A 23,020-nucleotide genomic window follows, 5' to 3' on the forward strand; every position below is an offset into this window, starting at 1 on the left:
CCGCGAGCAGGGCGCTGGCGGCCAGGCCCATCGCCACGGGCCAGCGCGGTTTGCGCCGCGCGGCCGGACGGGCCACCACCGCGTCGTGCGCGGCCGCCAGGATGCGGGCATCGAGGGTGGGCGAGGGTTCGCCGTGCGGCCCCAGCCGCGCCAGCTGATCGGCCAGCTGGCGTTCTTCGGCATTCAACGGTTCGGGGGGACGGCGGTTCATTCGTTCAGTCTCGCGCGCAACTTGTCCATCGCGTAGCGCAGCCGCGATTTGACGGTTTCCCGACCCACGCCGGTGATGTCGCCGATTTCCTCCAGGCTCAGTTCCTGTTCCAGTCGCAACTGCACCACCTGGCGCTGGTCCTCGGGAAGTTCGGACAACGCCATCTGCAGCCGCCGCCGCTGCTCGAACTCGGAGAGCTGCCGCTCGGGCGTGTCCGGATCCGGCACCCGCGCGGTGCGCTCGTCCGCGTCCTCGGGGGCCGGCGGGCGATGGCGGGCGGCCCGCCAATGGTCGTTCAGGCGATTGTGGGCGATCCGGAACAGCCAGGTGGTGAAGGCCGCCTCCGGTTTCCAACCCTGGCGCGCACTGATGACCCGCTGCCAGACATCCTGGAAAAACTCGTCCGCCAACGCGCCGTCGCGCAGATTGCGCAGCAGGAACCGGTACAGCGGTCCCCGGTGGCGGGCGTAGAGCCGCTCGAAAGCCGATGCATCGCCGGCGGCATAGGCCAGCATCAATGCTTCATCGGCGGGTTCGGCGGCGTCGTTCACTGCGATCAGCGTAAGGGCTTCGCGCTTTTCCGGGAAGCGGCCGAGCGTCAGGTTGCTGAACGAAAACGCATCCGGCGCAGGGCGGGGCGCATCGAAAAGCGGGGCGGGGACCGGAACAAAATGCATGTCCGTGAAAACGGATGGACGGCCATTGCGGGGTTCGCACCGGAGTTTGTGGCGCGGGTTGCCGTTCACGGACCGCATTGGCGTTATGCTCGGCACGGGGAACTTTAATTTTTGAAGCCAATGCTGTCCGGAACCGGGGTGCCCAGCCAGAACGAGCGTGTCGGCACCTTGCCCGGCGAAGGAGAGGCGTTGGCACCCGAACGGATCCTGGGCGTGCTGCTGGAAGGCCTACCGCCAGGCGCCGAACTGGCGATCAGCTGGCGCGACTGGGCGCTGGGCGCGGGCGGCGTCGCCACGGCCGAAGCCCCCGCCGGCCTGCGCCGGCGCGCCGAACACGCACTGGGCGAGGGTTCGCCGGTCGACCCGGAGGATGGCTGGCTGCTGACCTGGGAAAACGCGGACGGCAACGCACGGATGGCACTGGCGGTGGCATTGCCGCAACCGGTGCCCGAGGCGAGGCGTGACTCCTGGTGCCGGCTGGCCAAGGCGATGATCGGCGCGACCCTGGACACGGCGCGCGCGCATGCCCGGATCGTTTCGCTGGAAAAATCCAAGCGCCTGCAGCAGGCGCTGTACGAAATCGCCGATCTGGCCGGCACCGGGCTGGAGATGAGCGAGATGCTCCGCCGCATCCACGCGGTGGTGAATTCGCTGATGTACGCGGAGAACTGCTACATCGTTTCCTACGACGACCAGCGCCGGACCATCCGCTTCCTGTATTTCGCCGACCAGAAGGACGCCTACGTCGCCGAGCCGGAGCGCGAGTTCACCGAAGAGGAAATGGCCAACAGCATGACCTTCGCGCTGCTGCGCCACGGCCAGCCGTTGCGCGGACCTTCGGCGGTGATCCGGCAGAAACTGGGGGTCATCCGCGATCCCAGCCATGGCCCGGACAGCCTGGACTGGCTGGGCGTGCCGATGCGCCGCGACGATCGCGTGTGCGGCGCCATCGTGGTGCAGAGCTACGACACTCCGGCCAGCTATGCCGACGAGGATCGCGCGCTGCTGGGCTACGTGGCCCAGCACATCCTCACCGCGCTGGATCGCAAGCACGCGCACGCGGACCTGGAACACCGGGTGGAAGCGCGCACCCACGAACTGCAGCGCGCCAACCGCGAGCTGCAAGCCGAAATCATCGAGCGCAAGCGCGCGGAGAAACTGCAGAGCGCGCTGTTCCGGATCGCCGACCTCGCCATCACTTCCGAAAGCCTGGAGCGCTTCTACGCCGACGTGCACGCGGTGGTGGACGAGCTGATCGACGCACGCAATTTCTACATCGCGCTGCTCAGCGAGGACAGGCAGACCCTGACCTTCCCGTACTCGATCGACGAGCGCGATCCGCTGCGGCGCTCGCGCCGGATCGGCAACGGCCTGACCGAGTACGTCATCGAGACCGGGAAGCCGCTATTGGCCGATCGCGTGGTCATCGGCCAGCTCAGCGGGGAGGGCAAGGTCGTCCAGCACGGGCCGCCGGCGCACAGCTGGTTGGGCGTGCCGCTGTTCCAGGGCGACGACGTGCAGGGCGTGGTGGTGGTGCAGAGTTACTCGCCGGAGGTGAAGTTCACCCAGCACGACCAGAGCCTGCTGAACTTCGTCGCCCACAACATCGGCAACGGCCTGGGCCGGCAGCGGGCACAGGAGAACCTGCGCGCCGCGCACGCCGAGCTGGAACGGCGGGTGGAGGAACGTACCCGCGAGCTGGCCGACGCCAACACCCAGCTGCGCGCCCAGATCAACGAACGCCTGCGCGCCGAACAGCGCCTGACCTACCAGGCCACCCACGACGCGCTGACCGGACTGCCCAATCGCCCGCATCTGCTGGACCGGCTGTCCGCGGCCATCGAGCGTGCCCGGCATGGCGACGGCCAGGCGTTCGCGGTGCTGTTCCTGGATCTGGATCGTTTCAAGCTGGTCAACGACAGCATCGGCCACGCGGCCGGCGACGAACTGCTGATCGAGGTGGCACGCCGCATCACCATGACCGTGCGCGGCAGCGACGTGGTCTCGCGCCTGGGCGGCGACGAGTTCGCCATCCTGATGGAGTACGCCGACGGCGAGGAAAACATCCGCGAGCTGGCGCAGCGGCTGCTGGCCGTGCTGAGCCGGCCGATGTGGGTGGCCGGGCGCGAGCTGTATCCCTCGGCAAGCCTGGGCATCGCGGTCTGGCATCCGCGCTACCGCAATGGCGAGGAACTGCTGCGCGACGCCGACGCGGCGATGTACCGGGCCAAGGAGCAGGGACGTGATCGCTGCGCGATGTTCGACGAGGCCATGCGCGAGGCGGCGATGCACAGCCTGGACCTGCAGGCGGACCTGCGGCGCGCGATCAACAACCGCGATTTCGTGCCGTACTACCAGCCGATCCTGCGGCTGGACGACGGCGAGGTGGTCGGCTACGAGGCGCTGCTGCGCTGGCAGCACGAGCGGCGCGGATTGCTGGCGCCGGCCGAGTTCATCAGCCTGGGCGAGGACAGCGGACTGATCGAACAGGTCGACTGGCTGATCTACGAACAGGTGGTGAACCAGATCGCGCGCGGCGGCGAGGGCTACGTGTCGGTCAATGTGTCGCCACGGCATTTCCGCTCGCCGGATTTCGCCGACCGCCTGCTGGCGTTGTTCGAGGCCCAGGGCGCGGATCCGGCGCGGTTGCGGGTGGAAATCACGGAGGTGGCGCTGCTCGACGACGCGCCGCGCACCCTGCGCATCCTCAGCACGTTGCGCGAGCACGGCATCCTGGCGCAGCTCGACGACTTCGGCACCGGTTTCTCGGCGCTGTCGTACCTGCACCGTTTTCCGATCTCGGTACTGAAGATCGATCGCAGCTTCGTGGCGGGCATCGGCGACGAAACCCGGCCCGAGAGTCCCGGCCTGGTCCGCGCCATCCTCGCGCTGGCCAGCACCCTGGGCATCGACACCATCGCCGAGGGCATCGAGACCGAGGAGCAGCGCGGCGCCTTGCTGGAACTGGGCTGCAACTTCGGCCAGGGCTACCTGCTGGGACGGCCCGCCGCGCACATGGGCGCGCGCTGAACGGCGGACAGCGCCGTCCACCGCCAGGATTGAATCAAGCCATTCGCTTCGCCGTCCCGGGAGAGTTCGCGCCGGGACGGCGCTCCTGACCAGCGGGATGTTTTTCCCTATTCGCCGGCGGCGATGGCGGGGGTGTCCGTCGCCTGCGCCGTGGCGAGTTGCCGGGCCTGTTCCACCATGCCGGTGAATTCGCGGCGAAGGCCGAACCGATCCGAACCTTCGGCACCGCGCGCGGCGGCCAGCACCTGGGCCCAGCTCCAGTTGTCGATGTGCTGCCCGCCGCGCAGCAGATCGGCGTACGCCGCCACCGCGGTGGCGAAGCGGAAGCCTTCGCTGGGTTTCTGGCTGAGGGCATCGGCCCGGATTGGCGTCGCGATCAGGCGGCTGGTCTCCTGGCCCGGCGGTTTGTAGCGCAGTTGCAGGTGGGCGATCTCGCCACCGGCCACGCCACGCGATGCGGCTGCGGAACCGGCCTGGCCATAGCGCAGCGGCGGCAGGCGATCGGCGCCGGAACCGGCGGGTGTGATCTCGTACAGCGCGGTGACTTCGTGGCCCGCGCCGATATCGCCGGCGTCGACCTTGTCGTTGGCGAAGTCCTCGCGCTTGAGCAGGCGGTTTTCGTAACCGATCAGGCGGTACTCGGAGACGTAGGCCGGATTGAACTCGATCTGGATCTTCACGTCGCGGGCGATGGTCAGCAGGGTGGACTGCATTTCCTCCACCAGCACCTTGCGCGCCTCCTGCAGGGTATCGATGTAGGCGTGGTTGCCGTCGCCCACGTCGGCCAGCCGCTCGGCCATCGCGTCGTTGTAATTGCCCTGGCCGAAGCCCAGCGTGGTCAGCGCGATGCCCGACTTGCGCTGGTCGCCGACCAGCGTCTCCAGTGCGCCTTGGTCCACGGTACCGACGTTGAAATCGCCATCGGTGGCCAGGATCACCCGGTTGACGCCGTCCTTCACGAACGCCTGCTTGGCCATCGCGTAGGCCAGCCGGATGCCGTCGCCGCCGTTGGTCGAACCGCCGGCCTGCAGGCGATCCAGCGCGCCGAGGATCTCGTCGTGGCGGTCGCCCGGGGTAGGCGGCAGCACCAGTCCCGCGGAGCCGGCATAGACCACCACCGACACGCGATCCTGCGCGCGCAGCTGCGGCACCAGTTGCGCGAACGCCTGCTTCAGCAGCGGCAGCTTGTCCGGCGAATCCATCGAGCCGGAGGTGTCGATCAGGAACACCAGGTTGGCGGGCGGCAGGGTCGCCTTGGGCACGTCGTAGCCCTTGATGCCGACCATCAGGATCTGGCGCTTGCCGTTCCATGGCGCGGCGGCGAGTTCGGTGGTCACCCGGAACGGGATGTCGCGGTTGGCCGGCGCCGGATGGTGATAGTCGAAGTAGTTGATGAACTCCTCCGCGCGCACCGCGTCGGCGGGAGGGCGGACGCCGTCGCGCAGCATCCGCCGCACGTTGCTGTAGCTGCCGGTGTCCACGTCGATGGAGAAGGTCGACACCGGCTGCTCGCTGGCGCGGTGGACCGGGTTGTCGTCGCGCGCGGCGTAGCGTTCGGTGTTGGCCGGCTCTGACGAGGAGACGAGCCCAGGGCTTCGCAACGCTGCGTACCCGGCACTCATTTTCATCGCGGCGGGCGGGGGAGGCGCGGCGGCCGCGCTGGGGATGGGGCGACCGTACTCGGTTCGCGGCCGGGCACCGGCCTGTTGACGGACCCGGACCGTGTCCAGGGTGGCGCTGGTGGCCGCCGCGTCGGCGGCGGCAGACGCCTCGGCCTCGGCCAGGTTCGCGGTGATGTCGGCGTTACCGGGGCTGGAGGAGGCGGACGACGGGGACTCCGCCACCGGCTGCGACTGGCAGGCGGCGAGCAGGGCGACGGCGAGCAGGGTGAGGCTGGGGCGAGCGTGGCGCATGGCGATTCTCCCGATGGGTCGGGAAGGTCAAACGCACGCGGAAGAAAAACGGGGTTGAGGCCGATTGGCGGAACGGGAAGACAGGGGTGGGCAGACCCAAGGCCGGCCCGGCCAACGCCGACGGACCAGGCGCGCTACTCGACGCGCAGTTTCAGATCACCATCGGCCAGGCGGGCCTGCACGGTATCGCCCGGCTGTACCTGCGCGACCGAGCGCACCAGCGCACCGTCGTCCCGGGTGACGATGGCGTAACCGCGTGCCACCGTCGCCAGCGGACTCACCGCTTCCAGCGAACGGGCCAGTCCGCGCAACCGCAGGGCGTCGCGCTGCAACTGGCGGGCCACCGCGGCCTGCGGGCGGACGCGCAGCGCTTCCAGCCGCGCGCGCAGTTGCGCCAGTTGGCGCTGCGGTTGCGCGGCGCGCAGGACGGCCGCGGCATGGCGCAATCGTGCGCGCTTCTGTTCGGAACGTTCGCGCCACAGTGCCAGCAGGCGCCGCATCGCCTCGTCCTGGCGGCGGCGGATCAGCGCCAGGCGTGCCTGCGGGCGCAGCGCGTTCAGGCGCAGCGCGGCGCGGTCGGCGCGCTGCATGGCCTGGCGCAGGTGGTGGCGTTGCAAATCGTGCAGGCGTCGCTGCAAGGTGCGCAGGCGGGTCGCGAGATCGCGGACGTCCGGCACCAACAGTTCGGCCGCGACCGACGGCGTAGGTGCGCGCAGATCGGCTGCGAAGTCGGCCAGGGTGAAGTCGGTCTCGTGGCCGACCGCGGACACCACCGGTACGGGGGATGCGGCGATCGCGCGCGCCAACTGTTCGTCGTTGAAGGCCCACAGGTCCTCCAGCGAACCCCCGCCGCGGGTCACGAGGACCGTGTCGTAGCGGCCACTGTCGGCCGCGCGCTGGAGCATCGATACGATCTGCGCGGGCGCGGCCTCGCCCTGGACCTGCACCGGCAGGATGTCCACTTCCAGCAACGGAAAGCGCCGGCCCAGCACGCTCAGCACGTCGCGCACCGCCGCGCCGCTGGGCGAGGTGATGACCGCCAGCCGGCGCGGGTGCGCGGGCAGGGCGCGTTTTCGGCCTTCATCGAACAGCCCCTCGGCCGCGAGCCTGGCCTTCAGTGCTTCGAACGCCCGCCGCAGTGCGCCTTCGCCGGCTTCTTCCAGATGGTCGATGACCAATTGGTAATCGCCGCGTGCTTCGTACAGGGTCAACCGACCGCGCGCGAGCACCCGCAGCCCTTCGCGAGGAACGAACCGCAGCCACTGGCTCTTGGGCTTGAACATCGCGCAGCGGACCTGTGCGCGGGCATCCTTGAGGGTGAAGTACAGGTGTCCGGAGGCGGGACGGGTGACATTGCCGAGTTCGCCTTCCACCCAGATCAGCGGGAACGCGCCTTCGAGGAGGTCGCGGGCCAGGGTGTTGAGCTGGCTGGGGGTGAGGACGTCGCGGGCGGGGTCTTGCATGGGGCATACCGTAGCGCAGCAGCGCGGTTTCATAAACCCGGCGTGGAGCGGAGCCTGCTCCGCTGCGGTGGCTCGGTTTTTTGTCTTTTCACCTTGTGCGCCACCAGTTTGCGCGCTGGCGCCCGATAGCCATTCCGGATGAAAGCGAAAGGCAAAAGCAAACGCCACGGCAGCGGAGCAAGCTCCGCTCTACTCGTCGACCTGTCGGCGTTCGGGGCCGGGGCGTTTCAGCAGCTTGCGCTGCAATGATCGCCGGTGCATGCCCAACAGACGCGCGGCGGCGGAAATATTGCCATCCGTCTCCGCCAGCGCCTGCTGGATATGCTCCCACTCCAGCCGGTGCAGCGGGGTCATGGTTTCCTCGGGCTCCAGAGGCTCGCTCTTCTGCTCGATGCCGAGCGCGCGCAGGATCGACGACAGCGAGGCCGGCTTGGGCAGATAGTCGTCGGCGCCGCGCTTGATCGACTCCACCGCCGTGGCCACGCTCGCGTAGCCGGTCACCAGCAGGATCCGCATGTCCGGACGCAATGCGCGCAGCGGTTCGATCAGGGTCAGGCCGGACGATTCGCCCAGCTTCAGATCGACCAGGGCGAAGTCGGGTGCCTGCTCACGCGCCAGGCGCAGCGCCTCGCGGGGATCCAGGGCGATGCGGGTCTCGATGCCGCGCCGCGCGAGGCTGCGCTGGAGGGTGCGGGCGTACAGTTCGTCGTCGTCGATCAACAGGCCGTTCATGGGAAATCCTTGGTGCCGCGCAACGGCAGGCGGAACCTGACCCGCACGCCGCGTGGCGAGGCGGTCTGCAGGGTCAGCGAACCGCCCAGGCGTTCGACCGTCGCGTGCGAAAGCGCCAGTCCCACGCCCATGCCATCGGGCTTGGTGCTGCGGAACAGGGTATCGGATTGGAAGCGCAGAGTGTCCTGGAAGCCGTCGCCCTCGTCGCGCACTTCGCCGATCAGTTCGCCGCCATCGCAGCGCAAGCGCAGTTCCACCCGGGTGGAACCGGCCTGCTGGCTGGCGTCGGCGGCGTTGTTGAGCAGTGCCTGCAACAGGTGGCCGATCGAGGGATCCACCCGCAGCCGCGGCGGCAGTTCGCCCTCGCGTTGCAGTTCGATGGTCGGGCGTACCAGTTGCCAGCGGTGGATGACGCGCTCCAGGTCCGCGCCAGTGTTGCGGCCCATCTCGGCGGAGGCGGCCAGCTCGCGCACGCGGTCGCGGCAGATGTCCACCAGTTCGCGCAGGGTGGTGGCGTCTTCGCGGATGGCCTCGTCGTCGCACTGCTCGGCGATCTCCTCGCTCAGCAGGGTCATCGTCGCCAGCGGGGTGTTGAGTTCGTGCGCGACCGCCGCGGCGTGGGTGGCCAGGGCGACGATGCCTTCGTTGCGGGCGAAGCGTTCGCGCAGCACCGCCAGCTCGCGTTCGCGCTGGCGCAGCGCGGCCACCAGGCGGGTGGAGAAGTACAGCACCACGCCGACCGACAGCAGGAAGTTCACCGCCATGCCCCACAGGTGCAGGTTGAACGCATTGCCGTGGAAAGCCGGCAGGGGCCGGCCGAACACCGCCATCAGCGCATAGCCCACCAGCGAGGCGGCGGCGGTGGCCAGCACCCAGCGCAGCGGCAGGGCCAGCGCGGCCACCGCGATCAGCAACAGGAACATCGGGCTGAACGGGTTGGTGATGCCGCCGCTCCAGCCCACCAGCCAGGCCAGCACCGCCACGTCGACCAGCATGTGCAGGAACGCCACCCCGGCCGAATCCGGCGCCAGCCGGTGGCTGCGCCAGGTGGCGTAGACGTTGAACGCGGCCAGCAGGCCGATGCCGCCCCACAGCGGCGCGACCGGCAGCGGTATGTGCATCAGCTCGGTGGCGACCAGGACGGCCACGGCCTGGCCGATGATGGCGACCCAGCGCAGGTTGCACAGGGTCCGCAGGAAGCTGGGAGAGGAGATCGGCATGCCGACATGCTAGACGATGCCGCAAGCGCGGCCATCCGGTGGACGGCGGTCCGGAGCGCGTCGGGTGAACGGCAGCGTGCCGACGGGCGCTGCCCGACCCGGTTCCCGGTCTAAAATGGGCGTCATGCACGACGCCGTCAGCCGCCCCACGCCCCCCGCCAACGCCGCCGCCTGGCCCCGCCGCATCACCCATGCCGTCGATATCGGCGGAGTGAAGGTCGGTGGCGGGCAACCGGTGGTGGTGCAGTCGATGACCAACACCGACACCGCCGATATCGCCGGCAGCGTCCGCCAGGTGGCCGAGCTCTGGCGCGCCGGTTCGGAAATGGTCCGGCTGACCGTCAACAATCCCGAATCCGCCGCCGCCATCCCGCGCATCCGCGAGAAGCTGGAGATGATGGGGATTACGGTGCCGCTGATCGGCGATTTCCACTACAACGGCCACCAGTTGCTGGCCGGCGAACCTGCCTGCGCCGAGGCGCTGGCCAAGTACCGCATCAATCCGGGCAACGTCGGCTTCGGCAAGAAGAAGGACACCCAGTTCGCCCAGTTGATCGAATTCGCCATCCGCTACGGCAAGCCGGTGCGGATCGGCGCCAACTGGGGATCCCTGGACCAGGCGCTGGCCGCGCAGCTGATGGACGAGAACCACCAGCGCGAGCAGCCTTGGGACGCCGGCCGGGTGCTGCGCGAAGCGCTGATCCGCTCGGCGGTGGATTCGGCCGAGCGCGCGGTGGATCTGGGCCTGCCGCGCGATCGCATCGTGCTGTCGGCCAAGGTCAGCGGCGTGCAGGAACTGATTGCGGTGTATCGCGACATGTCGCAGCGCTCGGAGTTCGCCCTGCACCTGGGCCTGACCGAAGCCGGCATCGGCAGCAAGGGCATCGTCGCCTCGGCGGCGGCGCTGTCGGTGCTGCTGCAGGAGGGCATCGGCGACACCATCCGCATTTCGCTCACCCCGGAGCCGGGCCAGTCGCGCACGCAGGAAGTGATCGTGGCGCAGGAACTGCTGCAGACCACCGGCCAGCGCGCCTTCACCCCGATGGTCACCGCCTGCCCGGGCTGTGGCCGCACCACGTCGGAGTTCTTCCAGGAACTGGCCAAGGTGGTGCAGAACCATGTGCGCGGCAAGATGCCGGAATGGAAGATCAGCCACCCCGGCGCGGAGAACATGACCCTGGCGGTGATGGGCTGCGTGGTGAACGGTCCCGGCGAATCGCGCCACGCCAACATCGGCATTTCCCTCCCGGGCACGGGCGAGGCCCCGGCCGCGCCGGTGTTCATCGACGGCGAGAAGGCGGTGACCCTGCGCGGCGAGAACATCGCCCAGGAATTTATCGCCCTGATCGACGGCTACGTCGAACGCAAGTACGCGCGTGGCGCCGTCTGAGGTCCTGGCCCAGGGGCTGAACGCCCTGCTCGGATTGTTGCGCGAGCGCGGCCTGCGGATGCTGCTGCTGTTCGCCGGTGTGCTGGCGCCGCTGTGGCTGTTCGTGGAACTGGCCGACGAAGTCCACGAACTGGAGAACTTCTTCTTCGACGATCCGCTGCTGTGGCGGATGCACGCGCTGGCCTCGCCGGCGCTGGATCGCTTCTTCGTCGGGATTTCGGCGGCCGGCTATCAGTACGGGGTGATACCGGTCGACATCGCTATCGTGCTGGGCTTGCTGGCCTGGCGGCGCTGGCGCGAGGCGTTGTTCGCGGCGTCCTCGTTCATCGGTTCGGCGCTGCTGAACCTGGCGACCAAGCAGTTCTTCCAGCGCGACCGGCCGTCGCTGTGGGATTCGATCGCGCCCGAGCACACTTTCAGTTTCCCGAGTGGGCATGCGATGGGGTCGATGACCCTGGCGATGGTGGTGTTCCTGCTGGCCTGGCGCACCCGCTGGCGCTGGCCGGCGGCGCTGGCCGCGCTCGCCTTCGTCCTGCTGGTCGGCCTGTCCCGGGTCTACCTGGGCGTGCATTACCCCTCGGACATCCTGGGTGGCTGGGCCGCGGGCATGGCCTGGGTGGCCGGCCTGTATATCGTGCTGTACCGCAACGGCGGGCCGTGGAAGCGCGTCGCTCAGGCGAACTCGTAGAACTGGAAGCACACCCCCGGCGGCACGATCAGGTGGAACTCGCGCCGGCCCCACGACTTCATTTCCAGTGGCCCGATCTGCGCGGGCAGATCGCGGTACTCCGCGTACAGCGCGTCCAGTCCGGCCACCCCGATGCTGAAGCTGGCGTTGCGCGCCCACAGCGGTTCGTTGTTGCGGACCAGGTGGAAGCCGATGCCGTCGCGTTCGATGCCGGCCATGTCGCCTTCCTGCCAGAGCGCGTGGAAGCCCATTCGGCCGACGTAGAAATCCAGCGCTTCAGCCAATGACGGCCCGGCCGGCACCAAGGGGGTGACGCTCGCGAATCGGCTGGTCATCGGCGCTCCCTCCCTGCTGACCGCCTCCAGACTAGGAGAACCGCTGGTGGCGTCGCAAGCCGGCGGGCGCAGAACGTAACGGATTGTTGCGATCCGCCCGGCTTGTGGTTGTCCGCGCGCGGCGGGAGGATGGCGGCCTGTGCAAATACCGCGTGGCGCGGATGGATCCCCATATGCAGGAGCTGGTCGAGCGGTTCGGCGTCGGACTGGTGTTCGTCAACGTGCTGGCGCTGTCGCTGGGCTTGCCGGTGCCGGCGATGCCGACCCTGATCGTGGTGGGGGCGGGCATCGCCCTGCACGCGGATCCGGCGTGGCCGGCGCTGCTTGGCGTGCTCGCGGTCTCCGTCTCGGCCAGCCTGCTGGGCGACGCCGCGTGGTTCTTTGCCGGCCGCCGCTACGGCAACCGCACCCTGCAATCGCTGTGCCGGCTGTCGCTGTCGCGCGACAGTTGCATGAAGCAGACCGAGCGCGTCTACGGCCGCTTCGGCATCCGCGTGCTGGCGGTGGCCAAGTTCGTGCCCGGCCTGTCGATGGTCGCGGTGCCGCTGGCCGGCGCGATGCAGGCGGGCCTGCCGCGGTTCCTGCGCTATGACGGGCTAGGCGCGGCGCTGTGGGCGACGGTGGGCCTGGCGCTGGGCGTGATCTTCTCCCGCCAGGTGGAAGGCGTGCTGCTGGCGCTGTCGCAACTGGGCGTCGGCGCGCTGGCGCTGGTGGCGGCGGGGCTGGTCCTGTACGTCGGCTATCGCTGGTGGCGCCGGCGCGCGCTGTTCCGGATGCTGGAAGCCGCGCGCATCGAACCGGCCGCGCTGGACGCGCTGGTGCGCGCGGGGCAGGCACCGGCAATCCTGGACATCCGCGCGCCGGGTTTCCGCGATGTGGACCCCTTCATCATTCCCGGCGCGGCCTTCGCCGACGAGCGCAGGCTGGATGACATCATGGCGACCGTGCCGCGTGATCGCAGGGTTGTCATCTACTGCGCCTGCCCGGACGAGGTGTCCGCGGCCTGGCTAGCCGGCCAGCTGCGCCGGCGCGGCTATCTCGACGCGGTTCCGCTGCGCGGTGGCATCGACGCCTGGCGCGCGGCGGGATTGCCGGTCGCGCCGATCGGCGGCGAGGGGACGTTCGGGATTGGGGATTCGAGATTGGGGATGACGGGGTGACGGGATTGGAGATTCGGGATGACGGGACAGGGTAGGAGCGCCGTCCCAGGCGCGAGCTCTTGACCTCGGCGTCCCACGAAAAAACCAGTACCCCGAAAACTCAATACTGGATGCAGACCCGGTTGCGGCCTTCGCTCTTGGCCCTGTACAGCGCGGCGTCGGCCGCGGCCATCATCCGGCTGCAGGTATCGCGGCTGGGCGTGAGCGCGGCGATGCCGATGCTCACGGTGATCGACTGCTCGTCGCCGCCGGGCTTGAACACCGCCTCGGCCACCGCCTGGCGCAGGCGCTCGGCGAAACCGAACGCGGCGTCGCCGTCGCATTCGGGCAGCAGCACCGCGAACTCTTCGCCGCCGATGCGCGCGGCGGCATCGTCGTTGCGCACGTGCCTGCGCAGGATGCCGGCGATCTGGCGTAGCACGTTGTCACCGGAGATGTGCCCGTAGCGGTCGTTGATGGGCTTGAACAGATCGACATCGATGATGCACATCGCCAGCGGACGCTGGTGGCGCATCGCGCGGGCGATTTCGCGCTCGACCGCCTCGATGAAGTGGCGGCGGTTGTAGAGATCGGTCAGCGCGTCGTGGGTGGCGAGCTGGTAGATCTCCTCGTGGTAGTGCGCCTCGACGCTGGCGTGGCTGATGAACTTCAGGATGCACTCGCCCAGGGTCAGGTGATCGCCATCGGTCAGCGTCGCCTCCTGGATCGGCTGGTCATTGAGGCGGGTGGGATTGGTCGCATCCAGATCGCACACGCGGTACTCGTCGCCTTCGCGCCAGATCCGGCAATGCAGGCGCGACACGCTGCGGTGCGGGATGTGCAGGTCGGCCTCGCGCGAACGCCCGACCACCACCGGCTGCGCGTCGATGTCGGCGCGCCGGCCCAGCCCCTCGCCCTGGATCACCACCACGCAGGCCGAGCGCGAGCCGGACGGACGCGGTCCGTCGCTCAGGATCGTGCGCTGGGTGGTCTCGTGATCGGGCGCCATGCTGCGGCCGCGGGGAGGGAAGGCGTTGAGTGTAGCGGGTCCGCGTGGCGACTGCCGGCGCTTCCGCTACCATGGCGGCACTCCAGGGGGATGCGCCATGAATCCAGCACCGCCATCGGCGGACCCGGAAGCCACCGAGCTTCTGGCGACGCGCCTGTCCGGGCACATGCCCGCGGACGGGCAGACCTTCGCGCCGGGCGCGCGGCTGGGACGCTATCGGCTTGAGGGCCTGCTCGGACGTGGCGGCATGGGCGAGGTGTACCGGGCGGAACAACTGGAACCGGTGCGCCGGACCGTGGCGCTGAAGCTGTTGCGCGGCCATCGCGTGGAAGCTCGCCACCTGGCCTATTTCGAGATCGAACGGCAACTGCTGGCGCAGATGCGGCATCCGGCCATCGCCCAGATCTACGACGCCGGCGCCACCGACGACGGCGTGCCGTTCTTCGCCATGGAGTTCAGCGAGGGGCGGCCGGTCACCGTGTTCTGCGCGGAGGAGGGACTGGATCTGCGCGAACGGCTGGCATTGTTCATCCGCATCTGCGAAGGCGTCCAGCACGCCCACCACAAGGGCGTGATCCACCGGGATCTGAAACCCGGCAATATCCTGGTCGACCGCATCGACGGCCGCGCCGCGCCCAAGATCATCGACTTCGGCATCGCCACCGCCACCTCGCGCGCGCTGGCCGGCATGCAGGAGCGCGCCGGCACCCCGGACTACATGAGCCCGGAACAGGCCGAGGGCGACCTTGCCACCCTCGATACGCGCAGCGACGTCTACTCGCTGGGCGTGCTGCTGCACGAACTGCTGACCGGCAGCCGACCCGGCGTGCGCGACGGCGGCACCGCCGATGGCGGCGTCCTGCGCCTGCCGTCCGAGCAGCTCGCCGCGCAGTCGACCGCGGCCACGCCGGCGGGCGATACCCACCGCCTGCGGCGCGCATTGCGCGAGGAACTGGACTGGGTGGTCGCCAAGGCGATGGCCCATGATCGCAATGCACGCTATGCATCGGTCGCCGAACTGGCCGCGGAACTGCAGCGGTTCCTGGAGGGCGCGCCGCTGGCGGCGGTGCCGCCGACCCGCCGCTACCGCTGGTCGCGCTTCTTCGCCCGCCACCGCACCGCGCTGGTGGCCGCGGCGGTGGTCGGGCTGGCGCTGCTGGGTGGTCTTGCGGTGTCGGTGTATGGCCTGATGCAGGCGCGTGCGCAACGGACGATTGCCGAACAGCGCAGCGCGGAACTGGAGAAGGTGGCCGCGTTCCAGCAATCGATGCTGGAAGGCATCGACATCGAGGCCATGGGGGGCGGCCTGGCCGGCGGCATGCGCGACCAGATCGCCGCAGCCGATCCGTCCGTCCGCGCCTCGCTGGAACAACTGCTGGCCGGAATCAACACCGCCGATCTGGCACGCGGCATGATCGATCGTGATCTGCTGGCCAGCGCCGAGGCCGCCATTGACCGCGACTTCGCCCGGCAACCGGCACTGGCCGCCAACCTGCGTGAATCGGTCGCACGCGTCTATGCCGCCCTGGGCATGAGTCCGCAGGCCGCGCGGGAATTCGGCAAGGTCGCCGACTACCGCGCCGGCCAGTCCGGCGAAGCCGACCGGACGACGCTGGCCGCTCGCCTGGAGCAGGCCGAAGCGCTGCTCGGCGCGGCCGAGGTGGACGCCGCCGCGGCCATCATCGAACGCGCGCAACCGCTGGCGCGGCCGTTGCCGTTGAACGATCCCACCCGCGCCGGACTGGAGATCGCCCAGGCTAGCCTGCTGTCCGCGCGCGGCGAGCGTGAACGCGCCAAGACCCTGCTGCAATCCCTGCACGAGCGGCTGGCGAAGCAGGCGGGCGATCGCGATCCCGCGGCGATGGACGCCCTCAACGCGCTGGCCGACATGCAACGCGCGGTCGGCGAGATGGCCGAGGCGCGGGCGAACATGGAAAAGCTGCTGCCGTTGCGGGTGGCGGTGCAGGGCGCCGAACACAAGGACACCCTGGCGGCCACCGGCAACCTGGCGGTGATGCGGATGATCACCGGCGAGAAGGAAGGCGCGGTCAAGTTGCAGCGCGAACTGCTGGCGATACAGACCCGCCGGCTCGGCAACGATCATCCGCTGACGCTGCATGCGCGCGGCACGCTGGCCAGCATGCTGGCGGACTCCAACGCCGCCGAGGAAGCGTTGCCGATGATGAAGGCGGTGCTGGCCGGGCGCGAGCGCGTGCTCGGGCCGCTGCACCCGCAGACCATCCGCGCGCGGTTGAACCTGGCCACGACCTACGCGCGGCTGGACGACTACGCCGCCGCGCTGCCGCTGGAGCGGCAGGTGCTGGAGCAGCGGACCCGCTTGTTGGGCGCCAATCATCCGGACACCCTGTCGATCCTGATCAACCATGCCGGCACCCTGCTGCGCGACGGCCATCCGCAGCAGAGCCTGGCGCTGCTGCGCGACGGACTGCCACTGGCGCGCGATGTGCTGGGAATGAAGCACCCGCAGGCCCAGCGCGCCTTGCTGATCCGTGGCGACGCGGCGCGCACGCTGGGCGATGCGCCGCTGGCGCTGGCGTCCTATCGCGAAGTGGTCGAGGTCCGCGGTCGCCTGCTCGGGGAACAACACCCGGAAACGCTGCATGCGATCTGGACGCTGGCCACCGCCGAAGCGGGCTTCGGCCACCGCGAACAGGCGCAGGCGCTGCGCCGGCAATACCTGGAGCCGCTGCTGGCGGCCAGCCCCGATACCCTGAGCGAGCCGCTGGCCACGCTGGCCGATGCCATCCGCGAAGGGCGCCCGCCGACAGGATTCAAGTAAGGCGGGAGAGCATGCGCGTCGCGTCGTCGCGGAGGCGCCTCACTCGCCCGGCTTGGCCGCCGAACTGGCCGCCTCGGAGGCGGCCTTGCGCGACAGCACCGCCTCGCGATGGGCGATGTAGGCGTTGGCGCCGAAAATGATCGCCGCGCCCAGCAGGGTCCAGCGATCCAGGCTTTCGTCGAACAGCCACCAGCCGAACACCGCCACGACCGGCAACTGCATGAAGCTGATCGGCGTGAGCGCGGAAACCTCGCCCAGCTTCAGCGCACGGGTCCACAGCATGTGCCCGCCGGTGCCCATCACGCCGGCGGCGATCACCCACAGCCAGGTGATGCCCTGCGGCCATTCCCACACGCTCAGCGCGGGTACCAGCGACATCGGAACCCACAGCAGGGTGGTGTAGAGGACGATGCGATCGGCCGGCTCGGTCTGCGACAACTGCTTGATCTGGATCGCCACCAGCGCGCTCATCACCGCTGCCAGCACCGCAATCATGGCGTCCATGCTGAACTCGGCGGTGCCGGGACGCACGATGATCAGCACGCCCAGGAAACCCAGCACCACCGCGGTCCAGCGGCGGGCGCGGACCTTTTCGTTGAGCATGGCCGCCGCGGCCAGGGTGACGAACAGCGGGGTGGAGTAGGACAGCGACACCGCCTGCGCCAACGGCAGGTGGCCGATGGCCCAGAAGCCGGCCAGCATCGAGCAGATGCCGATCACGCAGCGGAACAGGTAGCGCGGGAAATGCTGGGTCTTCAGCAGCCCCGGCCCGTGCTTGACCAGCAGCGGCAGCGCCGCCAGCAGGCCGAAGAAATTGCGGAAGAACGCAATCTCGAAGGTGTGCAGGCTGGCCGAGGCCAGCCGGATCGCGACCACCATCATCGCGAAGAACATCGTGCTGGCCAGCATCAGCGCTGCGGCGCGGAAGTGGACGGGAATGGCGGGCATCAGGCTTCCACGAAGGCGGGGCACGCCGGGCCGAATGCCGGCATGCGCGGGAGAAAACGACGAAGGAAACACAGCCATCGCGCGGCGACGCGGTTTGGACGCCACGCGCGGATCCCGTCCCGCCCTCCGCTCCGCGCGCTCCGGGGGAGCGGGCGGGAACGACGCGGGGCGGGAGCGGTGACGCGCATGGCTACCAGCGCGCTCCGATGATGCGGGGCTCGGGTTCGATGGCGACGCCGAACCGCGTGGCGACCGAGTCGGCGATGCGGCGGGCGAGGGCGAGCAACTGGGCGCCGGTGGCGCCGCCATGGTTGACCAGGACCAGCGCGTGCGAGGCGGCCACGCCGGCATCGCCGTCGCGGTGGCCCTTCCAGCCGCAGGCGTCGATCATCCAGGCGGCGGAAATCTTGCGGGTGTCCGGCGCGTCGCCGCGGAACACCGGCAGGCCAGGATGCGCGGCCTGCAGGGTTTCGGCCAATGCCGCCGGCACGATCGGATTCTTGAAGAAGCTGCCGGCGTTGCCGATCACCACCGGGTCCGGCAGCTTGCGGCTGCGGATCGCGATCACCGCTTCGGCGACGTCGCGCGCATCCGGCCGGGCGATGCCCATCGTCGCCAGTTCCTCGCCGAGGCCGGCGTAGTCCAGCCGCAGCGCGGGCGCGCGCAGCAGGTCCAGCTCCACCGCGGTGACAATGTAGCGGTCCGGCTGGTGCTTGAACACGCTGTCGCGATAACCGAACGCGCAGGCGCTGCGGTCCAGCCGGCGCAGGACGCCTTCGTGGCGATCCCAGGCTTCCACCGCGTGGATGAATTCGCCGACTTCCACGCCATAGGCGCCGATGTTCTGGATCGGCGCGGCGCCGGCGGTGCCGGGAATCAGCGCGAGGTTTTCCAGCCCGCACAGCCCCTGTTGCAGCGACCACATCACCAGCGCGTGCCAGGGCACGCCCGCTTCGGTGCGCACGCGCGCGTGGGTGGCGTCCTGGGACAGCACGCGGGTCGCGGCGGCGGTCAGCGCCAGCACCGGTCCCTCGGCGTCGCCGGCGAACAACAGGTTGCTGCCGCCGCCCAGCACCAGCAGGGATGTCTCGGAGATTTCCGGCCGCGCCAGCAGTTCCGGCAGCGCGGCGGTGTCGTCCAGTTCGATCAGCCAGGGCGCGCGCGCTTCCACCCCGAAGGTGTTGCGATTGCGCAGCGAGGCGTCGCGGATCAGGCGCCAGGGAAGACTCATTCCGGCGCCACCGCGCCACGGCTGGGTGCCTCGCGGCGGCGGCGGATGGCATCGACGCACTCGCCGATGAGTTCCGGCCCGCGATAGACCATGCCGGAATAGACCTGCACCAGCGAAGCGCCTGCGGCCATCTTGGCCACCGCATCGGCGCCCGAGAGGATGCCGCCCACGCCAATCAGCGGAATCCGGTCTGGCAGGCGGGTGCGCAGCCGGCGCAGCACCAGCGTCGACTGTCCCATCAGCGGCGCGCCGGACAGGCCGCCTGTCTCGTGGGCCAGCGGATCGTCCTGCACGCTGATGCGCGAGACGGTGGTGTTGGTGGCGATGACGCCGTCCACGCCCAGATCGCCGAGCACGCGCGCCACCGCGTCGATGTCGTCGTCGGACAGGTCCGGCGCGACCTTCACCAGCATCGGCACCCGCCGGCCGTGTTGTGCGGCCAGATCCTCCTGCGCCTCGCGCAGGCTGCCGATCAACTGGCGCAGTGCCTGTTCCTCCTGCAGCTCGCGCAGGCCGGCGGTGTTGGGCGATGAGATGTTGACGGTGATGTAGTCGGCCAGCGGATAGACCCGTTCCAGGCAATACAGGTAGTCCGAGGCGGCGCGTTCGTTGGAGGTGTCCTTGTTCTTGCCGATATTGATGCCGAGCACGCCGCTGCGGCGGCGGATCCGCTCGATATTGCGCACCAGCGCGTCGACGCCTTCGTTGTTGAAACCCAGCCGGTTGATCACCGCCTGGTGCGCGGGCAGCCGGAACATGCGCGGTTTCGGGTTGCCCGTCTGCGGGCGCGGCGTGACCGTGCCCACCTCGACGAAGCCAAAGCCCAGCCCGAACAGCGCCTCGACGTGGGCGCCGTTCTTGTCCAGGCCGGCGGCCAGGCCGACCGGGTTGGGGAAGGTCAGCCCCAGCAGCTTGGTCGGCAACGGCTGCGGCGGCCGCGCCAGCAGCGGGATCGTGCCGGTCCGGTAAGCCGTCTCGATGGCCTTCAGTCCGAGGCCGTGGGCACGTTCGGCGTCAAAGCCGAACAGGAAGGGGCGAGCGAGTTTGTACATGGATCAGTGCAGGGTGCCCACGAACACACGGGTCAGGTAGTCGAAGTGGATCATGCCCTGTTCGGCGTGCGTATCGAATACCCGGCGCAATTCCGCCCGCATCGGCTCGTGCCGGGGATCCCCGGGCGGGGGTGTGGAGGAGGAGGAGCGCAGGCGGCCGTACAGGGCGTCGAAATCCAGCGGCTGGGCGTGCGGGAAGCGCGCCATCGCGCGGAAACCCGGCCCGAACCAGGCCTGCATGGCGTCGTCGTCGGGGTGGCGTTCGGCAACCCGCGCATAGTCCTCGCCGTGGGCGTGCAGCAGGGCCTCGTAGTCGCGCAGGAACGGCGAGGCGTCGGGGAGGCGGCTGTTCCAGAACACGCAGGCCAGGCCGTCCGGGCGCAGGATGCGCGCCCATTCGCGGCGGGTCGCATCCGGTTCGAACCAATGGAAGGCCTGGGCGCTGGATACCAGATCGATGCTGGCCGGCTCCAGTCCGGTGGCCTCGGCGCTGCCGTCGGTCGTGCCCAGGCCGGGCTCGCCGGCCAGATCCGCCACCAGCGCCTCGCGCATGGCGGCATTGGGTTCCACCGCGATCACCGGGTGGCGGCGCCGTAGCCAGGCGCGGGTGGCGATACCGGTGCCCGCGCCGATGTCTGCAACCCGCGCGCCGGGTGGCACGCCCTGTTCGCGGTGCAGCCAGTCGAACAGGGCGTCCGGGTAGCCGGGCCGGTAGCGGACATAGTCCGCGACCCGGTTGCTGAAGCGTAGTGCGCTGTCGCCGGCGCCGGTCACCGGGCCCGGCTCACTGGCTCAGCGTGCCCAGCCACACCAGGCCGCCAAAGAACAGCACGAACACCAGGATGCCGATGATCCACAGGACGACCGACAGCCAGCCCAGGATCAGCCCGGCCACCGCGAACCCGTCGCCGTCCAGGCGCTGCGGCTCGCGACGGATTTCGGCCCGCGCCATGTGGCCGGTGATGATCGCGCCGATGCTGCCCAGGAAGGGCAGCAGGCTCCAGCCGAGGATGCCGGCGATCAGGCTGATGATGGCCAGGGTGCTGGTCTGGCGGGCGGGTGCGTTCATCGGCGTCCTTTTCCTTTCTCGGGGCTCAGAGGTCGAACTTTATACCCTGCGCCAGCGGCAGCGAGTCGGAATAGTTGATGGTGTTGGTCTGGCGGCGCATGTAGACCTTCCACGCATCCGAACCGGATTCGCGGCCGCCGCCGGTTTCCTTCTCGCCGCCGAACGCGCCGCCGATCTCGGCGCCGCTGGTGCCGATGTTGACGTTGGCGATGCCGCAGTCCGAGCCGGCCGCCGACAGGAACTGCTCGGCCGCCTTCAGGTTCTGGGTGAAGATCGACGAGGACAGGCCCTGCGGCACGCCGTTCTGCATGTCGATGGCCTCGTCCAGGGTCTTGTACTTCATCACGTACAGGATCGGCGCGAAGGTCTCGTGCTGGACCACTTCGTCGGAGTTCTTCAGGCCGGTGACGATGGTCGGCAGGACGAAGTTGCCGGGGCGATCGATCGCGGTGCCGCCGGTCTCGACCTTGCCGCCGCTGGCCTTGGCCTTCTCGACCGAAGCGAGGAACTGCTGCACCGCGCCCTGGCTGTTGAGCGGTCCCATCAGGTTGGCCGGGTCGGTGGGATCGCCGATCTTGCCCTCGACTTGCTTGTAGGCCTTGATGAGGGTGGACAGCACGTTGTCGTAGATGGATTCGTGCACGATCAGGCGGCGGGTGGTGGTGCAGCGCTGGCCGGCGGTGCCGACCGCGCCGAACACGATGCCCGGGATCGCCAGCTTCAGGTCGGCGGTTTCGTCCAGGATGATCGCGTTGTTGCCGCCCAGTTCCAGCAGGCTGCGGCCCATGCGGCGGGCCACGCGCTCGCCGACGGTGCGGCCGACCTGGGTCGAACCGGTGAAGCTGATCAGCGGGATGCGCTTGTCGTCGACGAACTGCTGGGCCAGCTCGATGCCGGCGTCGTTGATCAGGAAGAAGATGTCCGGGAAGCCGCCGGCCTTCAGCGCGTCATTGCAGATCTTCATCGACGCGATCGCGGTCAGCGGGGTCTTGTTGGACGGCTTCCAGATGCAGACGTCGCCGCAGATCGCGGCCAGGAACGAGTTCCACGACCACACCGCGACCGGGAAGTTGAACGCGCTGATGATGCCGACCAGGCCCAGCGGCTGGTACTGCTCGTACATCCGGTGGCCGGGACGCTCGGAGTGCATGGTGTAGCCGTACAGCATGCGGCTCTGGCCGACCGCGAAGTCGGCGATGTCGATCATTTCCTGCACTTCGCCATCGCCCTCGGGCTTGCTCTTGCCCATTTCCAGCGCGACCAGCGAGCCCAGCGCCTCCTTGTGCTTGCGCAGCGCCTCGCCGCACAGGCGCACGGCTTCGCCGCGGCGCGGGGCCGGGGTGGTGCGCCAGACCTTGAAGGCTTCCTGCGCCCGCGCGACCACGGTTTCGTAGTCGGCCTGGCTGCTGGCATGGACCTCGGCAATCACCTCGTTGGTGGTCGGATTGATCGACTGCAACAGGCCGGCGTCGGTGGTCGTCGACCACTCGCCGCGGCCCAGGTAGGTGCCGGAGTTGGTCTTGCCAAGGCCGAGTGCCTTGAGGATGTCTGCGGGCATGGAGCGCTCCAGAAAAGATTCGAAAAAGGCGCGGCGCGACCTGCGCCGGCGGGCCGCCGATTTTAGCAGAGCGATCCCGTCGGCCCGCCTGGATCCGGGCCTTCCGTGGATGTGCTGAGCGGCTTGTTCGATTCGCCGAGTCCGCGGGCTTCCGGCAACCCGGATTTCGGCGATTCGCCGAGCGTGACGGCGCATCGATGGTGTCGCGATGCGGACCGGTGGCGCATGGCGGAGCGGCTACCTCGCCCCGGACCCGGGCATGACCCGCCAGGATCGATGTCCTCGCGGCGGTGGCATCGAGTGGGGTGGCGGAAGGGGTTTCCTGCCCGTGGGCGCCGTGACCGCGCGAACTGCCGGCATCGCTGCGCTCGCCCCGGCAGGGCCGGAAGGGCGCCGCTAAGTGCTTGAAAGATGGCGGCCCCGGCGCGATTCGAACGCACGACCTTCCCCTTAGGAGGGGGACGCTCTATCCAGCTGAGCTACGGGGCCATGGCCGGCATTCTCGCATGAAGGGGCGGATGGGGCGACCGGCATGGCGTGGCCGCGCCGTTCCGG

Annotated in this window: 19 protein-coding genes and 1 tRNA gene; 5 read left to right on the forward strand and 15 right to left on the reverse strand. The window is 69.4% G+C overall.

Translation table 11 applies throughout. The features are described from left to right. Positions 1-211 (reverse strand): hypothetical protein (locus IQ458_RS09880; protein ID WP_203322676.1); only part of this gene is annotated, 211 nt, incomplete at its 3' end. After that, positions 208-726 (reverse strand): RNA polymerase sigma factor, encoded by a 519-nt coding sequence (locus tag IQ458_RS09885; RefSeq protein ID WP_235996748.1) that lies wholly within the window; start codon positions 724-726, stop codon positions 208-210. The genes IQ458_RS09880 and IQ458_RS09885, both read right to left, overlap by 4 nt. Before the next feature lie 351 nt (positions 727-1,077). Between IQ458_RS09885 and IQ458_RS09890 the strand changes: the two genes are divergently transcribed. Beyond that, entirely contained in the window at positions 1,078-3,918 is a 2,841-nt protein-coding gene (locus tag IQ458_RS09890) for a bifunctional diguanylate cyclase/phosphodiesterase (RefSeq protein WP_425504671.1), read from the forward strand. A gap of 107 nt (positions 3,919-4,025) precedes the next feature. Here IQ458_RS09890 and IQ458_RS09895 read toward each other — a convergent pair whose 3' ends face one another. The 4 genes from IQ458_RS09895 to IQ458_RS09910 form a co-directional block, all read right to left on the reverse strand. Further along, a complete protein-coding gene (locus IQ458_RS09895; RefSeq protein ID WP_203322678.1) occupies positions 4,026-5,831 on the reverse strand; it encodes a vWA domain-containing protein in 1,806 nt (601 codons plus the stop codon). Between the two features lie 134 nt (positions 5,832-5,965). Then, entirely contained in the window at positions 5,966-7,294 is a 1,329-nt protein-coding gene (gene xseA / locus IQ458_RS09900) for an exodeoxyribonuclease VII large subunit (protein ID WP_203322679.1), read from the reverse strand. Between the two features lie 189 nt (positions 7,295-7,483). After that, complete coding sequence (locus IQ458_RS09905; RefSeq protein ID WP_141452386.1) at positions 7,484-8,026, reverse strand: response regulator transcription factor; 543 nt, start codon at positions 8,024-8,026, stop codon at positions 7,484-7,486. After that, positions 8,023-9,246, reverse strand: a complete 1,224-nt coding sequence (locus IQ458_RS09910) for an ATP-binding protein (protein WP_183637445.1) — start codon at positions 9,244-9,246, stop codon at positions 8,023-8,025. Before IQ458_RS09910 ends, IQ458_RS09905 begins: the two co-directional genes overlap by 4 nt. 124 nt (positions 9,247-9,370) lie before the next feature. On the opposite strand from IQ458_RS09910, the gene ispG reads away from it, so the two are divergent. Next, positions 9,371-10,636, forward strand: a complete 1,266-nt coding sequence (ispG, locus tag IQ458_RS09915) for a flavodoxin-dependent (E)-4-hydroxy-3-methylbut-2-enyl-diphosphate synthase (RefSeq protein WP_183637443.1) — start codon at positions 9,371-9,373, stop codon at positions 10,634-10,636. Between the two features lie 4 nt (positions 10,637-10,640). Continuing rightward, positions 10,641-11,324, forward strand: coding sequence for a phosphatase PAP2 family protein (locus IQ458_RS09920; protein ID WP_328805150.1), 684 nt, complete (start codon positions 10,641-10,643; stop codon positions 11,322-11,324). Here IQ458_RS09920 and IQ458_RS09925 read toward each other — a convergent pair. Beyond that, positions 11,309-11,659, reverse strand: a complete 351-nt coding sequence (locus IQ458_RS09925) for a VOC family protein (protein WP_183637440.1) — start codon at positions 11,657-11,659, stop codon at positions 11,309-11,311. The genes IQ458_RS09920 and IQ458_RS09925 overlap by 16 nt on opposite strands. A gap of 173 nt (positions 11,660-11,832) precedes the next feature. Here IQ458_RS09925 and IQ458_RS09930 point away from each other — a divergent pair, with 173 nt between their 5' ends. Next, on the forward strand, positions 11,833-12,819 hold the full coding sequence (locus tag IQ458_RS09930) for a DedA family protein/thiosulfate sulfurtransferase GlpE (protein WP_203322680.1): 987 nt from the start codon (positions 11,833-11,835) through the stop codon (positions 12,817-12,819). A 100-nt stretch (positions 12,820-12,919) separates the two neighbouring features. Here the strand turns inward: IQ458_RS09930 and IQ458_RS09935 are convergent, their stop codons facing one another. Beyond that, entirely contained in the window at positions 12,920-13,807 is an 888-nt protein-coding gene (locus tag IQ458_RS09935; RefSeq protein WP_183637438.1) for a GGDEF domain-containing protein, read from the reverse strand. Positions 13,808-13,904: 97 nt separating this feature from the next. Between IQ458_RS09935 and IQ458_RS09940 the strand changes: the two genes are divergently transcribed. Beyond that, entirely contained in the window at positions 13,905-16,607 is a 2,703-nt protein-coding gene (locus IQ458_RS09940; protein WP_203322681.1) for a serine/threonine-protein kinase, read from the forward strand. Positions 16,608-16,646: 39 nt separating this feature from the next. On the opposite strand, the gene IQ458_RS09945 is transcribed toward IQ458_RS09940, so the two are convergent. The 7 genes from IQ458_RS09945 to IQ458_RS09975 form a co-directional block, all read right to left on the reverse strand. After that, entirely contained in the window at positions 16,647-17,555 is a 909-nt protein-coding gene (locus tag IQ458_RS09945) for a DMT family transporter (protein WP_183637433.1), read from the reverse strand. A gap of 190 nt (positions 17,556-17,745) precedes the next feature. Next, a complete protein-coding gene (murB, locus tag IQ458_RS09950) occupies positions 17,746-18,786 on the reverse strand; it encodes a UDP-N-acetylmuramate dehydrogenase (protein WP_203322682.1) in 1,041 nt (346 codons plus the stop codon). Further along, positions 18,783-19,838 (reverse strand): quinone-dependent dihydroorotate dehydrogenase, encoded by a 1,056-nt coding sequence (locus IQ458_RS09955; RefSeq protein WP_203322683.1) that lies wholly within the window; start codon positions 19,836-19,838, stop codon positions 18,783-18,785. The genes murB and IQ458_RS09955 overlap by 4 nt, the downstream gene beginning before the upstream one ends. A 3-nt stretch (positions 19,839-19,841) precedes the next feature. Beyond that, on the reverse strand, positions 19,842-20,612 hold the full coding sequence (locus IQ458_RS09960; protein ID WP_203322684.1) for a class I SAM-dependent methyltransferase: 771 nt from the start codon (positions 20,610-20,612) through the stop codon (positions 19,842-19,844). Between the two features lie 10 nt (positions 20,613-20,622). After that, positions 20,623-20,907: a DUF4190 domain-containing protein gene (locus tag IQ458_RS09965; RefSeq protein ID WP_141452397.1), complete on the reverse strand. Its 285-nt coding sequence runs from the start codon at positions 20,905-20,907 to the stop codon at positions 20,623-20,625. A gap of 25 nt (positions 20,908-20,932) precedes the next feature. Beyond that, the gene (gene amaB, locus IQ458_RS09970) at positions 20,933-22,465 is read right to left on the reverse strand and encodes an L-piperidine-6-carboxylate dehydrogenase (RefSeq protein WP_203322685.1); all 1,533 of its coding nucleotides are present in this window, start codon (positions 22,463-22,465) and stop codon (positions 20,933-20,935) included. Positions 22,466-22,877: 412 nt separating this feature from the next. Then, positions 22,878-22,954 (reverse strand) — tRNA-Arg (locus IQ458_RS09975). Between the last annotated feature and the right edge of the window lie 66 nt (positions 22,955-23,020).

The organism is Pseudoxanthomonas beigongshangi (genome assembly GCF_016820515.1).
In the GTDB taxonomy this organism is placed as follows: Bacteria; Pseudomonadota; Gammaproteobacteria; order Xanthomonadales; family Xanthomonadaceae; genus Pseudoxanthomonas_A; species Pseudoxanthomonas_A beigongshangi.

Excerpts from the sequence above, each read along its gene's own strand:
- IQ458_RS09910 (WP_183637445.1), bottom strand. The coding sequence starts at position 9,246 with ATGCCGATCTCCTCTCCCAGCTTCCTGCGGACCCTGTGCAACCTGCGC.
- xseA (WP_203322679.1), bottom strand. The coding sequence starts at position 7,294 with ATGCAAGACCCCGCCCGCGACGTCCTCACCCCCAGCCAGCTCAACACC.
- IQ458_RS09935 (WP_183637438.1), bottom strand. The coding sequence starts at position 13,807 with ATGGCGCCCGATCACGAGACCACCCAGCGCACGATCCTGAGCGACGGA.
- IQ458_RS09905 (WP_141452386.1), bottom strand. The coding sequence starts at position 8,026 with ATGAACGGCCTGTTGATCGACGACGACGAACTGTACGCCCGCACCCTC.
- IQ458_RS09940 (WP_203322681.1), top strand. The coding sequence starts at position 13,905 with ATGAATCCAGCACCGCCATCGGCGGACCCGGAAGCCACCGAGCTTCTG.
- IQ458_RS09925 (WP_183637440.1), bottom strand. The coding sequence starts at position 11,659 with ATGACCAGCCGATTCGCGAGCGTCACCCCCTTGGTGCCGGCCGGGCCG.
- amaB (WP_203322685.1), bottom strand. The coding sequence starts at position 22,465 with ATGCCCGCAGACATCCTCAAGGCACTCGGCCTTGGCAAGACCAACTCC.
- IQ458_RS09930 (WP_203322680.1), top strand. The coding sequence starts at position 11,833 with ATGCAGGAGCTGGTCGAGCGGTTCGGCGTCGGACTGGTGTTCGTCAAC.
- IQ458_RS09885 (WP_235996748.1), bottom strand. The coding sequence starts at position 726 with ATGCTGGCCTATGCCGCCGGCGATGCATCGGCTTTCGAGCGGCTCTAC.
- murB (WP_203322682.1), bottom strand. The coding sequence starts at position 18,786 with ATGAGTCTTCCCTGGCGCCTGATCCGCGACGCCTCGCTGCGCAATCGC.
- IQ458_RS09955 (WP_203322683.1), bottom strand. The coding sequence starts at position 19,838 with ATGTACAAACTCGCTCGCCCCTTCCTGTTCGGCTTTGACGCCGAACGT.
- IQ458_RS09965 (WP_141452397.1), bottom strand. The coding sequence starts at position 20,907 with ATGAACGCACCCGCCCGCCAGACCAGCACCCTGGCCATCATCAGCCTG.
- IQ458_RS09945 (WP_183637433.1), bottom strand. The coding sequence starts at position 17,555 with ATGCCCGCCATTCCCGTCCACTTCCGCGCCGCAGCGCTGATGCTGGCC.
- ispG (WP_183637443.1), top strand. The coding sequence starts at position 9,371 with ATGCACGACGCCGTCAGCCGCCCCACGCCCCCCGCCAACGCCGCCGCC.
- IQ458_RS09895 (WP_203322678.1), bottom strand. The coding sequence starts at position 5,831 with ATGCGCCACGCTCGCCCCAGCCTCACCCTGCTCGCCGTCGCCCTGCTC.